General features: G+C 56.5%; 12 protein-coding genes and 1 pseudogene. 9 read left to right on the forward strand and 4 right to left on the reverse strand.

Annotation, left to right across the window (positions count from 1 at the left end; translation table 11 throughout):
- Positions 1 to 176: 176 nt before the first annotated feature.
- Together XI08_RS01600 and XI08_RS01605 are read left to right on the forward strand one after the other, a co-directional pair.
- Positions 177 to 578 (forward strand): c-type cytochrome, encoded by a 402-nt coding sequence (locus XI08_RS01600; RefSeq protein ID WP_271573079.1) that lies wholly within the window; start codon positions 177 to 179, stop codon positions 576 to 578.
- 897 nt (positions 579 to 1,475) lie between these two features.
- Positions 1,476 to 1,841 (forward strand): hypothetical protein, encoded by a 366-nt coding sequence (locus tag XI08_RS01605; RefSeq protein ID WP_271573080.1) that lies wholly within the window; start codon positions 1,476 to 1,478, stop codon positions 1,839 to 1,841.
- Between the two features lie 179 nt (positions 1,842 to 2,020).
- Here XI08_RS01605 and XI08_RS01610 read toward each other — a convergent pair.
- A pseudogene (locus XI08_RS01610) lies at positions 2,021 to 3,422 on the reverse strand (IS1182 family transposase).
- Positions 3,423 to 3,667: 245 nt separating this feature from the next.
- On the opposite strand from XI08_RS01610, the gene XI08_RS01615 reads away from it, so the two are divergent.
- The 6 genes from XI08_RS01615 (at position 3,668) to XI08_RS01640 (ending at position 9,881) form a co-directional block, all read left to right on the forward strand.
- Positions 3,668 to 5,734 carry a GAF domain-containing protein gene (locus tag XI08_RS01615; protein WP_271573081.1) on the forward strand — a complete coding sequence of 689 codons (2,067 nt, stop codon included), beginning with the start codon at positions 3,668 to 3,670 and terminating at the stop codon, positions 5,732 to 5,734.
- 611 nt (positions 5,735 to 6,345) lie between these two features.
- Positions 6,346 to 7,296, forward strand: a complete 951-nt coding sequence (locus tag XI08_RS01620) for a hypothetical protein (protein ID WP_271573082.1) — start codon at positions 6,346 to 6,348, stop codon at positions 7,294 to 7,296.
- A gap of 147 nt (positions 7,297 to 7,443) precedes the next feature.
- Complete coding sequence (locus XI08_RS01625; protein ID WP_271573083.1) at positions 7,444 to 7,893, forward strand: hypothetical protein; 450 nt, start codon at positions 7,444 to 7,446, stop codon at positions 7,891 to 7,893.
- Positions 7,894 to 7,976: 83 nt separating this feature from the next.
- On the forward strand, positions 7,977 to 8,474 hold the full coding sequence (locus XI08_RS01630; RefSeq protein ID WP_271573084.1) for a hypothetical protein: 498 nt from the start codon (positions 7,977 to 7,979) through the stop codon (positions 8,472 to 8,474).
- Positions 8,474 to 9,214 (forward strand): HK97 family phage prohead protease, encoded by a 741-nt coding sequence (locus XI08_RS01635; protein ID WP_271573085.1) that lies wholly within the window; start codon positions 8,474 to 8,476, stop codon positions 9,212 to 9,214. Before XI08_RS01630 ends, XI08_RS01635 begins: the two co-directional genes overlap by 1 nt.
- Before the next feature lie 283 nt (positions 9,215 to 9,497).
- A complete protein-coding gene (locus XI08_RS01640) occupies positions 9,498 to 9,881 on the forward strand; it encodes a hypothetical protein (RefSeq protein WP_271573086.1) in 384 nt (127 codons plus the stop codon).
- Between the two features lie 114 nt (positions 9,882 to 9,995).
- On the opposite strand, the gene XI08_RS01645 is transcribed toward XI08_RS01640, so the two are convergent.
- The 3 genes from XI08_RS01645 to XI08_RS46125 all read right to left on the reverse strand — a co-directional run bounded on the left by XI08_RS01645 (position 9,996) and on the right by XI08_RS46125 (position 12,650).
- Positions 9,996 to 10,679 carry a hypothetical protein gene (locus XI08_RS01645; RefSeq protein ID WP_271573087.1) on the reverse strand — a complete coding sequence of 228 codons (684 nt, stop codon included), beginning with the start codon at positions 10,677 to 10,679 and terminating at the stop codon, positions 9,996 to 9,998.
- Between the two features lie 285 nt (positions 10,680 to 10,964).
- Complete coding sequence (locus XI08_RS01650) at positions 10,965 to 12,053, reverse strand: acyltransferase family protein (RefSeq protein WP_271573088.1); 1,089 nt, start codon at positions 12,051 to 12,053, stop codon at positions 10,965 to 10,967.
- A gap of 210 nt (positions 12,054 to 12,263) precedes the next feature.
- Complete coding sequence (locus tag XI08_RS46125; RefSeq protein ID WP_442869749.1) at positions 12,264 to 12,650, reverse strand: HNH endonuclease; 387 nt, start codon at positions 12,648 to 12,650, stop codon at positions 12,264 to 12,266.
- 75 nt (positions 12,651 to 12,725) lie between these two features.
- Here XI08_RS46125 and XI08_RS01655 point away from each other — a divergent pair, with 75 nt between their 5' ends.
- Complete coding sequence (locus XI08_RS01655; RefSeq protein ID WP_271573089.1) at positions 12,726 to 12,905, forward strand: hypothetical protein; 180 nt, start codon at positions 12,726 to 12,728, stop codon at positions 12,903 to 12,905.
- Positions 12,906 to 13,145 lie beyond the last annotated feature (240 nt).

A 13,145-nucleotide genomic window follows, 5' to 3' on the forward strand; every position in this document is an offset into this window, starting at 1 on the left:
GCCTGAGACAGGGCGCGGTCCCTAGCTTCCGGACCGACGCCCATTAAAGCCGTTTTTACACGGCCAAGACCCAGAGCCGACTGGAGGCAGATGGCCGGTTGAGGCTGGACTTCCGTTACAAGCTGGAATGACTCAGGCGGCGGTTTCTCGCCCTTCGCAGGCGACGGGAGGTTGGCATGAAGCGTATCGGCCGGCTGGGCCTCGTGATATCGAGCGCAATGTTGTACCTGCTATCGTCGTCCTCGCTTTCGGCTCAGGACGTTCTCTCGAAAGGCGCAGAGCAACAGTTATTCAACAACGCTTGTCGAACTTGCCATTCGATCCAAAAGGACGACAATCGTCTTGGTCCTAACTTGCACCAGATTATTGGAAGGAAAGCGGGATCGCTGTCGGAGTACAATTACTCGTCAGCGATGAGAGACAGTGATTTCATCTGGGATGAAGCAAAACTCGCGCGCTTCATAGCCAATCCAGATGAGGTCGTTCCCGGGAATAGAATGGCTCCCTACGGAGGTCTTGCGTCCGTTGAGGATCGAAAGAAGATCGTGCGTTTTCTGCAATCGATGCGATCCCAATAAGGCTGTCGCTCACGTGCAAGCGCAAAAAACAGCCCGCCCGGAGGCGGGGCGCAAGATACTGCGTGATCCCTAGATCACTCTGAGCCGCACGATGCCTCTCCCGTGCTTCTGCGCGCGCTCGGTCTCGCCACACCAACGGTGAGGAGACTGGCATCTGCTGAAGCCTCGACTATTTTTCTTGTTTTCGGGCGTGGCGTCAGAATGTCAATCTGACTGGGAGAAGCCGGCATCCCAGCTAACATGAGCGTCGGTGCAGCCGCGCTCTCCTCCACCCGTGCCGAGCCCAGCACCGCTACTTGATGCCCGGAGATCGGGAAGCCTGTAACTTCAAAAGTTGGGCGCTGTAGTGCGCATCCGTTGGCGTGATTGACGGCCACGCTTCCAATGCCCGAAATGGCGGTCACCATCAGAAACATTCTCTTCATGGGATTTCCCCTCTCTTGGATTAGAAGATATTCCCACCACAAATTCCATACTCATCCTAATCTTGGCCCACTTGAAACCATGTGAACTGCTTCACTTTTGGTCCGAGGCATTCCGCAAAGGTTCAATTGCGTTGAGAAAGGTCAGCGTCGTTGCACTTCCACAGAAGGCCCGTAGCCGCGCCGAACTGACTTCAGGTTGAACTGGCGGAAAACCATTGCTACGTTTCGAGGCTCAATCATTCTTCTGGTTGTGATGGGGCGGGCGATCGGGCTTACTGACTGTCAACCCGTTCAGTTGGAATAGGGAATATTTGGGCCTTGGCGCCCCGCCTCCGGGCGCATTTCAAAGTCGGCTGGGCGATGTCGTTGATGCATTTCCCTCCGTTCCCATTGCCCCGGAGGCAAGTTTATTACTCGGCGTGATCGCGTTCAAACAATTGAATTTTGAACAGGGGCTTTTATGAGAGCCCGGTTGCAGAATACCCACACCGTAAGATCGATGATGGTGGCATTGCTGCTGATGTCCACCCCCGTGGCGGCTCGCGATCCAGAAGGCAAATACGCGCAAGTCGATCCGGAAATGCACAGATGGTTCGAGCAATTGAAATCCGAAGGAGGAGAGGCCTGCTGCGCTCTTTCCGACGGAAATACTTTGCGGGACACAGATTGGCGAAGCCAGAACGGGCATTTCCAAGTCTTTCTTGCGAACGAGTGGATTGACGTTCCGGACGTTGCGGTCGTGAAGGGACCCAACCGCTTCGGGAGAACGGTTGTTTGGCCCTACTATGAGGACGGCCATCCCACTATTCGCTGTTTCATGCCGGGTAGTATGATTTAGGGGCGCGTGGTTAGTCCGGAAATGGCCCGTTTGAGACAAGCTGATCAGCACTGACCATGTCCGTTCACCAGGCGATTGTGTTGCAAAACTCGTTTCTGACTTGGGGCGAGCTTGGCTTTTGAGTTTCGGCGGTTTCTGTTGGTACGGGGTATCGGCGGTTTCCGTTTTGCTTGTGGATTTCAGCACGCGACTGCCAGTTGTGGCGGGGGACGGCAGATTAGCTTGGCCAACCGCCTCAGGTTCTGCGCGGTGGCTGTGAGCAACACTTCGTCCCTGACGCCATTCAAGCCCCGCAGCCGAAGCCGGTCGAGCCTGAGAATGCGTTTCATATGAGCAAACCGCATCTCGACCTTTTTGCGCTCGCGGCGCGATTGCTCGAAGGCTTCCGTATTGGCCAGCGCACGGACACGATCGCGCACATCTTCGTTGATGTCGCGAGTAATTTTGCGCACGACCGCCGTCGTGCATTTGGGCTTCAAGGCGCAGCCAGAGCAGTCGTTCTTGCTGGCCCTGAAGTAAACGATGTGACCTTGATCGATATTGCCGGTGCTGGTCAGTTCCGCGCCACCCGGGCAAACATAGACATTGCGCTTCTGGTCGAAGACGAAGTCGGCTCGGCTAAAGGTGCCATCGGGGCGTGCCGACTTGTCCCACACCGGAACGTGCGGCGTGATCTTGCGATCCACCAGCCATTTGAGCAGTCTGACCGCGCCGTAAGCCGTGTCGCCTGCCAACCTTTTGGGGCGCAGATCGAAGCGACGCTCAACACGGTCCACCATAGTCTGGGTGACAGCAATCTCAACCGCACGGTTCGCGCGCGTGCCTACCGCATCGAGGATGATCCCGGCTTTGTTGTCGATCAGATAGTTCGCATCATAAGCAAAGAATGGATCCACGCCCGGCCTCGTAACCCATGTTGCTTGCGGATCGGTGAGCGAGACTTCCTTGGGAGGCTTGCGGCGACGGCTGCCTTCACTTGAACCGCCGCCGTCTTCATCACTGTCCTTATCGCTATTGGCAGCATCAAGCGCTGCGATGTACTCGCGAACCGCATGGGATGCTTCCTCCGCCTTTGGCCAGGTAATAGGCTGGTCGCCGGGAAGTCGCCTAGTCTTGTTCACATCTGCCTTGATCAGGCTCGCATCGACTGAGAACGCTTCGCCTCCGACCAGCCCCGCCGAAATACACAGCGCCACTACACGCTCAAAAACCCGGCGTAAGGCATCGCTCTCACGGAAGCGATCGCGCCGCGCCCGGCAGAACACCGAGTGATCAGGGATATGGTCCTCGATGCCGAGCTTGCAAAACCATCTGTAAGCCAGATTGACCTGGACCTCGGCGCAGAGCCGACGCTTCGGAACGAAGTGCAAATACGTAGCCCAAGACCAGCATCCGGATCATGAGCACCGGATCAATCGAAGGCCGGCCAGTGTGCGAGTAGAATGGAGCGAGCTCGTTGTGCACCCAACTCAGGTCCAGCAAACCGTCGATTTGCCGTACCAGGTGATCAGCCGGCACCACCTTGTCGAGATCAAAGGAGTAAAAGAACTGGCCCTGACCGCTCTCCTGCCGCCCTAACATCCGCTGCTCCCCGCAAATGCCGCCTCAAACCAACGGAATCACGGTTCGCGAGTCGCCTCAACCGGAGTTTTGCAACACAATCCAGGCTTGACCGGAAGTCCTCGGTGTCCTGTCAAACCGACGCGATTGACCCATCTCGGACATCGGATGGGCTCGTTAATGGCACGCAATATTTTGGAGTTTCTGCCTTCCGGCATAACGCCTTAAGCCGATAGAATGCCTGCTCCTGAGATCAGGGGCTGTATATGGCGCAACGTTCCCCGGAACAGAGTAGTGCACGCAAATTCGGCGGAAAGGCTCCCAAGGCGAAGCGCAAGCCTAAGGCGAAAACCCGGCACCCGAGCGGTCGGTCGGCTGCCGATTTGCGGCGGGAACTTAGCCGCCGTACCGTCGAGCTGGCTGAAGCACGCGAGCAGCAGGCGGCAACCACCGAGGTTCTTCAAATTATCTCGTCGTCTCGCGGCGACCTAGTACCCGTGTTCAACGCGATGCTCGGCAAGGCGATGGACCTTTGCGCTGCCGATTTCGGCGTGCTCAATACATTCGACGGCGAGCTATTCCATACTGCTGCCACGCGCGGGCTCCCTCCCGCCTATGACGAATATCGGCGCAGCCAGCCGCTGGCGTACGGCCCGGGCACGGCACCGGCCCGCCTGTTGCAGGGCGAACCGATTGTAGAAATTCTCGATCTCCGCGAGTCGGATGCCTATCGCAGAGGCGAACCCAACCGGCGCGCGCTGGTCGATCTAGGCGGTGCGCGTAGTATTCTCGCCGTTCCGCTCCTGAAGAACGATCGGGTGGTCGGCAATATCATGATCTTTCGGCAGGAGCCGGCGCGTTTCTCGGAGAAGCAGATATCGCTCTTGAAACAGTTCGCAGCTCAAGCGGTCATCGCTATCGAAAACACGAGTTTGCTTCGTGAGCTGCGCGCCAGCACCGAGGATCTACGAGAGTCGCTACAGCAGCAGAGTGCGACCGCCGACGTGCTCAAGGTCATCAGCCGCTCTGCCTTCGACTTGCAAACTGTGCTGGACACTCTCGTCGAGTCGGCGGTTCGATTGTGCGAGGCGGATATGGCGGCGATTACGCGGCAGAAAGGGAACGAATATTTCCGCGCCGGATCATACGGATTTTCGGCGGAGTTCATGGATTACGTAAAAGAAATCCCCGTCAAGCCGGAACGCTCGACCATAACCGGCCGAACCCTGCTCGAGGGAAAGGTGATCCATGTGCCCGACGTGCTTGCCGATCCCGATTACACTTTTTCGGAAGGACAGAGACTAAGCGGCAATCCCCGGACATTTCTAGGGGTACCCCTTCTGCGCGAAGGCAATCCGGTTGGCGCGCTCGTGCTGTTGCGCCGAACCATGCGGCCGTTTACTCACAAGCAGGTGGAATTGGTCACAACCTTTGCAGACCAGGCCGTGATTGCCATCGAAAACGTGCGTCTGTTCGACGAAGTTCAGGCTCGCACAAAAGAACTCGCGGCTTCCCTCGACGATCTGCGCACCGCGCAGGATCGCCTGGTGCAGACCGCGAAGCTGGCCTCGCTCGGCCAGCTCACCGCCGGTATCGCACACGAGATCAAGAACCCTCTCAACTTCGTCAATAATTTCTCAGCTCTTTCGGCGGAGCTAACGGACGAGTTGAACGACGTGCTCAGATCCGCCGCGCTGACCGACAATATCCGTGCGGAAGTCGACGAACTGACCAAGATGCTGAAAGACAACCTCGAAAAGGTTGTTCAGCACGGCAAACGAGCCGACTCCATTGTGAAAAACATGCTGCAGCACTCCCGTGAAGGATCCGGCGAGCATCGACCTACTGACATCAACGCGATAGTCGATGAGAGCCTAGACTTGGCTTATCATGGTGCTCGAGCAGAAAAGGCAGGCTTCAGTATCGCGTTCCATCGCGATCTCGACCCGTCCGTCGGTATGGCTGATGTCTATCCGCAAGAGATCACGCGGGTAATGCTCAATCTGATATCGAACGGATTCTACGCCACGACGAAACGCAAAGTGGAAGCCGGTGACGGCTTCGAGCCGATGCTTTCCGCTACGACCAAAAATCTCGGAGACAAGGTTGAAATCCGTATTCGCGATAACGGCACCGGCATCCCGGAAGAGATCAAAGGGAAAATATTCAACCCGTTCTTCACGACCAAGCCTTCCGGGGAAGGTACCGGGCTTGGCCTGTCGATGAGCCACGACATTATCGTAAAGCAACACGGCGGCAGCATCGACGTCGAGACGGAGCCCGGACTGTTCACTGAGTTCACGGTCGTATTACCGCGGACAAGCCAAAGGTAGTCTGCCAAGAACCGGTTGACCTACGTCCAATTTTGCTGCGGTGCGTGCGTCTGTTCCTGGCCCATCTCAGACCTGGACCGACGTTCATGTTACGACCGCAGTGTGCTCCAAAGCGGACTCACCGCATGGTGTACCGCCTAACGTCCGGGCCACGGTGCGAACCACATGGAAATTCAGAAAGTGGAAACGGGGTCGATTTTTGTCCCGTTTGCGGCTACAACACTGACACGCGATTTGAAGATTACAATCTATTCTCTCGGTCTGCCTGATTGCGAAGTGCTCGGAGGCCGCAAACTGTAAAGTGCAATCGGGGTCGATTTCTGTTGGCAACTTTGCTACAAGCATCGAATTGCAAAAGCTTGAACAGCCTAGAAATCTGTCGCGAATTTCGCTATAGATATCGACGTTGATTGATTGATTTTCGCCGTCTTGAGCGGTTCGGGACACAGCAGCAAGCTAACCAGCCGGACAGCGCCTCGCTTGGGCGAGCGCTTTGCCGCGCATCGAAGGAGACTCAACGCACGCGTTGGCGGGCGAAGACCTATTTTTGATTCATTGCGACCCGACTAGCCAGAACGGCAGCGGGAAAAATCATTTCATGTGAGGCTTATTTGACAGAACAGACGATCGCGCCTGAAGCGGTCAGGCTGCAGCATTATGCAGACCCCTTGCTGGGTCCCACTGAGTTTCGAACGTTTTACATTGAGTGGAAGAAGAGCGCGCCCGCCAATGACTCAGACGTAGTTCCCGACAAGCCAAAAGCATCGGCTGGTCCGCGACATGCCGGACTGTGTGACGATCTAAAATCCATGCTCGCTTGGAAATCCATGAAGGAATATTCGGATCCATTACAAACTAACTACCTCCAAAACGACCGCGAAGTGCCCGACGAAGACGAGGATGGCGAAGCCAAATATCGGGACGTGTTGCGGGCTTTGAATGACGGGCCAAGTGCCGAAAAGATGGTGTCAGCATTCAGTAACGGGATCATTTTCAAAGATAGCTATGACACCATCATCTGTTACACCCGAAAACGCGACGGGACTGTCGCCACCCATAGATCGCGACGGGCGAAGTTAGTCCCCGATTTGCAGTGCATAGCAAATGTCTCCGGCGTGCCGCCGAAGATCGCGCTGTCCACCGAATACAAGTCGGCTGCTTTTCCGGGCTGCCTTTTGAGGTCGGTTGTTCGATTAGGCAAAGTAACATTCTCGGATAGTGATCTTGGATCGAAGCCACTTGGCTCCGTGTTGCGGTGGAATATCGGCCAGAAAAAAACTGGCAAACCAAAGGGAGGTTCGGAACGATTCTTTCCGCCCCCTCCAAAACAGTACAGTGACCCCCTTGAGCGACTTATCGCAATGGAAGATGCGATTGCCGCAAACGACAATCTGACTTCTGACCAAATAAAAACCCTGGACGCCGCAATCACAGCCCGGAACTTCGCTGATGTCGGCATCGCAGGTGGCTTCACCGGCAAGGCTGCGGAGCGGCAGGGCAAGCGGCTCGCTCTCGAAGCTTCGAAGGCGTTATCTGTGATTTTAGAGAGACTTGCCGCCTAGCGTCCCTTTCTACAACTTGAAAGCCCTTACTTTATAGTAGGGCCTCACCTCCCAACAGACTTAGACCCGCCCAGCCTCGTGGCTGCGGCGGAGCTTTTTTCACCGTTTAGACCCCTTCTGGGGTTCACTCATTAACAGGACAACCAAATGCCCGCGCACGGCAAATACAAAAGCGCTGCCGCCGTGGCGGCGATCGGAATGCCCAAGGATACGTTTAACCGCTGGCTGGATCGCAAAGTGATCAGCCTATCGCCTGACGACATCCCCGGGGACGGCCGAGGCAAGCCGCGTCGTTTCGGCCCGCGCACTCTCGTGAAGCTCGCCATTGCCCACAAGGTCGCTTTGCTCGGCCTCCCCGCCAACATGGCCGTGGCCCTCGCTGAGAAGTTCACGGACGTGCCTCAGTATGGACGGCCGCTCGGTCAGCTATTCCCGGTCGGAACAACATGGATTGTGCATTCCCCTGCGCGAAAGGCGTCAGTTGTGAACGTTAAACCAGAGGAAGACGCATCGGCGTTGTTGGACGACGCAACGCTGGCCATCAACGTGAATCAAATCGTTTCAACAATCAATTTTGAAATCGGAATCATCAAGTGAAGCTACCAACTCTAGAGAGTCTACACCCGCCGCTTGCAGTTGCACGGGCGGACCACGCCAACAGCTATGCAGAAATCGCTGCGATGAGGTCCGAGGCGATCGTTATTGGTCAGCGTATTCGCGACGGCGTTCCAAAATCGGGCAACGTCGAAGCCAACAGTTTCAGGATCATGCGCGGCGAGAAACCGGAACCAGAGATTCTGTCGGACCCAGATCGACTCGATTTCCTCCGCCGTCAGATCAATGAGCGCGTGAGACTGTCCGCGGCGTTCGATGGCGCGTTGCAGCGAGAGAAGGCCGTAGCTTCGAATAAGCTATGTGAGGCTGTAACGCCGGAACACACTGCGTTGGTGTCAGACTTCGCAGCCAAGCTGTCGGCGCTTCATGCCGCGCATACAAAGTATGTCGATTTCCTTGATGCTGTGGAAGCCTCAGGGGCTAGTATGAGCTACCTCAGGCCGGTGTGGCCAGCCGCCATCGGTCACCCACGTGACGCCAGCGCCTCGTATCACTGGACCTACAAGGAGATGCGGGAACACGGCCACATCACGATGAATCAAATTCCGGAAGTGGTCCGCTGATGATCGATATCGATGCCGCCGACATGCGCGTCATTGACCGGATGAATCGGCGTTACGGAAGCATCCTGAATCGGATGCGCGTTTGGCGCGAGCCGGCAAGCGAGGCCGTCACCGGCTTGGCACTCGACGGTTACGGAATAGTGTATGACGAGCCTCTAATCTACGACGACGAGATTTGGGTTTTTGAAGCAGGCTGTTTCTCGGACTCACTCAAGTCAGGCCAAGCGATTTATTTCCAATTGGATCACGATGATAAGCAGCGGCTTGCATCAACGCGTGATGCAGTGAGTTTTGCGGATAATGAAATTGGTTTGGCGTTCCGTCTTGATTTGAGTGAAGTTGAACGGGGCGCGGAATTAAAGCGAATGGTCGACACGGATCGTCGTGCTGCCATCTCTGTTGGAATCAGAAATGAAGAAACACGCGTCCAGACGATTGGTAAACATCCAGTCCGCTTTATCACCAGGGCGGACTTGATTGAGGTTTCGCTAGTGGGAGCCGGAAAATGCGCTAATGCGTTTGCTGGCATTGTGAACGCTGGCTTTGAGACGCTTGAGCCGGGCAAGAAGGGCGTGATGTTCACGGCTAACTTCGCCGAGCACAAGCTCAAGCGAATGAAGAAGTCGATTGCAGAGCGTAACGCAGCGGTCGACTCGATATCGGCCAAGCTGGATCGCATGGAAGGCAAACGGCCGATTGCTTCCGTTGAAGCTGGTGTGCGGCCCGATGCCGGCCGATGATATCGCAATCGCAGTGCTGATATCGAGGTAGAATCCCCGGCAATTGCCAAGTGGTACAAGGCGTGGTCCGCGTCCAGCTAGACGCGTTCTGGCGCGTGCCCGCTGCTGGGCGATCTATTTGTAACGGGCGATCCGGCAGCGGGCACGAGACCTTCCCCGGAGGGGCAGGGGGGGATTCGATCCCTCAGCGGTCTACCCACCTTTGACCGACATGGGTCTTCATTCGCACTGCTGCAATTGGAGACCCCATACCCAATTTTCATTCAAGAGAGATGTTTCATCGATGGCAAGACCCCGCGTTCCCCTCATTAAGGCAGAAACTACCGGTCGGGTGCTTCGCAACCCGCAACGCTTCAAGAATCGCAAGGAGCCGCCGTCATACGGCCCGCTCGGCGAGCCGCCAGCGTGGATGAAGAAGGCGACAGATCGCGAGGCGTGGAACACGATCGCGGCTGAGCTGCCATGGCTCAACAAATCCCATCGATCGCTAGTCGGTATCGCCGCCACCATTCAGGGGCGGTTGATCGCTGGCGAAGAAGTCGGTGTGAAGGGAATGAACCTGCTCAGAATGATCCTGGGTCAAATGGGCGCCACGCCTTGTGATGCTTCGAAAGTCAGGATGCCTGACGAGACCAACGAAGACGATCCCTCCGCCAAATACTTCTAGTTCGGCGCAGGTGGTGCTGTGTCTAATGCGCCGGCAAGGGCAGTTACTTCTGGCTTTCGGCCTTTCAAGCTGCTGTATCTTTCATCAATCAGGAAATATGAATTGTGTTTAGTCCTATTGGCACGCACCCCAACCAAATAGCGATGCGATCTCTGGAGACGCGGTTCCGGTCGTGATGCCAACTAGAAAAGCAATTACACCTACGCTAGCCAGGGGTATGCCCTCTGCAACTGCTTTCCTTAGTTGTTCTCTAGCTTGTAAGTCGGCTTGTCGGCGCTCATTACGTTCTACTGAGAGTGTGCCTTCTACTTCGTCGAGTTTTGTCTGGAGTTTTCCGGCCAGTATTCCAACCTCATCGAACAACGCTGAATATTGTCTTTCGAGCATCGTCAATCTTTGCTCAATGGAGCTGTCTAACGCCGGACTTTGCCTAATTCGTGCCGAACCGAATGATACGCTAGCCGAAATTCCTTCAGCTTGAATGACTTGATTTGTTGGTCTCCACGACGGGCGGCGTGACAAGAATAGTGTGACCCATCCCCAAATTGTTGGCTGATCTTCGAATGCTTTGCGCGTGTCACGTAGCCCCACGGCGACTAGGCCCACTCCAACCAATTGCAGCACCATTCCTGAAAAGCGTATTTGTCGCTCGTGACAGGAAGTGGCGAGAATAGAAGCCAAAACAACGACGGCAATTGCCGCAACGATGGCAACGAGTGGCCGGGCGCTGAAAAGCCAAACGGTGAGCTTAGAGAGATAGTTCGCGGCATTTCTCAACGCTTGTCCGACGCGAGTCACGGAATCTCCCGAACAGTGATCGACCCGTCTAAGTATAGCGGGTTCAGCCGTTCACCCAAATCTCCAATTTGGCGTAATACCGAACTGTCGACCCATGCGGTCAGGCGGCCCCATGTCAAAAGTTTGCGCGGGGCGCCGGCTGTCCGCTTTGCATCGACGCTCAGACAGCGGCGGGCTCGCGTATATGGTCCGCAAATGGCCATAAGCGCCGTTTGACTTCCGCCCACGAGGCCAACTGCTCAACCTCACCAGTCGCGATCCTCTACGTCTCCTGCCCAGCTCGACTCATTGCGCCATTGTCCCGGCCGGGGCGGTGTCAATCCCGCGCCGAGCGCGCGACATCAATACGTCGCGCAACGGGGCCTCTAAAAACCGCATCGTGAAGTAGGCCGCGATCAGGCAGGCCGCGATTTCAGCGATTACCGAGGTCGCCAGTACAAGGCCCTTGAGGTCGCGAGTTTCCTGCACATAGAGAAACACCCGCATGATCGGGTAGTGAATGCCGTAGAGCGGGTAAGAGAGATCGCCGAAAAACCGGCAGACCGGGCGCCAAGACGTAGGCACCTCACAAGCGAGGCCTTCATTAACCAAGATCGGGAACACGACCAGCGCCGCGATCGTGTCGAATAGCGGCGCACGGTTCGGCCAAGGCGACATTAGAACGCCTGCCAGGATGATGGTCAGCATCGGGGCCGTGATGCCGAGCCGCGGTAGACGGGCCGCGTGCCGCGAGATCAGCACGCCGACCAGGAAGGAGAAAAAGACCCGTGCCGTGCCGCCGGCGTAGTCGTACGTCGCGGCCTGCGCACCTAGCTCAAGGTCGCCTTTGGCGAAGGCAAGGCAAGCAACACCGGCCCCCGCGAGCTGAACGATCAACACGAGCAGCCACCCGCGAAGCCAGCGAAAGCCGTACGCATAAGCTAGGTTGGCGACGACTTCGAAGAAAAGTGACCAAAGCGGTCCGTTGAAAGGAAAGATGAAGCCACTTGGGGGCACACGACCGAACGGCAGCAAGGCCAAACCATAGGCGAGCGCCGACAGCAACGCGGCGAGGTCGAGCGACTCCCGCATCGCGAGCCGAGCAGCCGAGACCAAGCAACCGACCAGAGTACCGATCAGGATCATCGGCCAGAGCCGGGCCAGGCGCAGCAACAGGAAGCGAGTACGGAATGTCGGATCGCGGAGCTTGGTGCCATAGGCGCGATCGATCACGACGCCGCTCAACAGGAAAAAGAAGTCCACCGCTAGGTAACCATGCGGAGCGACCCAATCGAGATGTAGTGGTGCACAAATATGGAATAAGAGGACGATTATGGCCGCGATACCGCGATGCGCATCGAGGATCGCAAAATGCCGATCGGCGGAAACTTGCAATGCGTTTTGCCCCAGCCCGAAGTAAAGGCCAACGCTTAGCGGATTGGCCGAAGTAAGGCAAATTCTTGACAATACATGTCATAATGTTGCAGACGACCGACATCCAGTGCTCGGCGATCCGCGCCTCTGAGCGGGGACCAACTGCACCTGCATCGTCCCTCGCGCTAGGAAAGCATCGAGGTCAGATTTGTGGCAGATGTCGGTGTTGGGTCATTTTCGGAAATGGTGGCTTCCAGTACCAACGTCCTCACTCCTCTCCGGAGCAGACATCATCCGGCTGACGCTATGCCCGAAACCACCATCCTTTTTGGCCGTCTTCCGTGAGTGGCAAGGGTGACAGAGCCAGTGCAGATTGCCGGCGTCATCGGTGCCGCCTGCGTTGCGGGCCACGATGTGGTCGGGGTGATAGCCGGCCTTCCACGGCCTAGCGCAAGCCGTGCAGGGCGTATGGGGCACGGCGGCCCTAAGAGCCTGCCAGTCTGTGCCATAGCCTCGCTGGCTTGCACTGGGACGTGCTGCCTGCCTTTGCTTCTGGCATGCGCATAGGGTGCCTCCGGCTACGCGGTGGCCGCATGCGCAGATACGTGCGTGTTTCATGTCAAGAGCAATGATCACTTCGTCGGTCGTTGTTTCTGATGTAAAAGCCCGCTTCGTAAATTGGAGCAAAGAAGAATGCCCAAAGCAAAGAAGGCGGTTCGCCGCGAGTGGACCAAGGATGAAGTGCGGCAAATGAAGGCTATGGCAAAAGCCAAAGCAGGCGTTAGCAAGATAGCGAAGTCGCTCAAAAGGACTCCCGCGGCTACGATGGTGATGGCCTCTAAGCTAGGCGTGTCTTTGTCGATGCGTGCCTGATCCAGAACCGGACCGGCCCGCATTACGTCGGTGCTTGGCCGGTCCGTTCTGTATTGGTGGTGAGCAAGGGATGATGCGCTCACCGTGACCCATCGCGAGGATTTTAGACTCGCCGGTGTCAATGATGGGCGAGTTTGCCAGTAAAGGATTACAATCCAACCTTTGAGAAGTTCAAGCACACGCTAGTCTGCGGCATAGGTCGGCTTCTGGGTGGATGACACAAAAGCTAGATGCGCAATG

Source organism: Bradyrhizobium sp. CCBAU 11361, assembly GCF_028128935.1.
Taxonomy (GTDB): Bacteria; Pseudomonadota; Alphaproteobacteria; order Rhizobiales; family Xanthobacteraceae; genus Bradyrhizobium; species Bradyrhizobium niftali.

Coding starts and splice junctions, on each gene's coding strand:
- XI08_RS01600 (WP_271573079.1), top strand. CDS start 177: ATGAAGCGTATCGGCCGGCTGGGCCTCGTGATATCGAGCGCAATGTTG.
- XI08_RS01615 (WP_271573081.1), top strand. CDS start 3,668: ATGGCGCAACGTTCCCCGGAACAGAGTAGTGCACGCAAATTCGGCGGA.
- XI08_RS01625 (WP_271573083.1), top strand. CDS start 7,444: ATGCCCGCGCACGGCAAATACAAAAGCGCTGCCGCCGTGGCGGCGATC.
- XI08_RS01630 (WP_271573084.1), top strand. CDS start 7,977: ATGAGGTCCGAGGCGATCGTTATTGGTCAGCGTATTCGCGACGGCGTT.
- XI08_RS01635 (WP_271573085.1), top strand. CDS start 8,474: ATGATCGATATCGATGCCGCCGACATGCGCGTCATTGACCGGATGAAT.
- XI08_RS01640 (WP_271573086.1), top strand. CDS start 9,498: ATGGCAAGACCCCGCGTTCCCCTCATTAAGGCAGAAACTACCGGTCGG.
- XI08_RS46125 (WP_442869749.1), bottom strand. CDS start 12,650: ATGAAACACGCACGTATCTGCGCATGCGGCCACCGCGTAGCCGGAGGC.
- XI08_RS01655 (WP_271573089.1), top strand. CDS start 12,726: ATGCCCAAAGCAAAGAAGGCGGTTCGCCGCGAGTGGACCAAGGATGAA.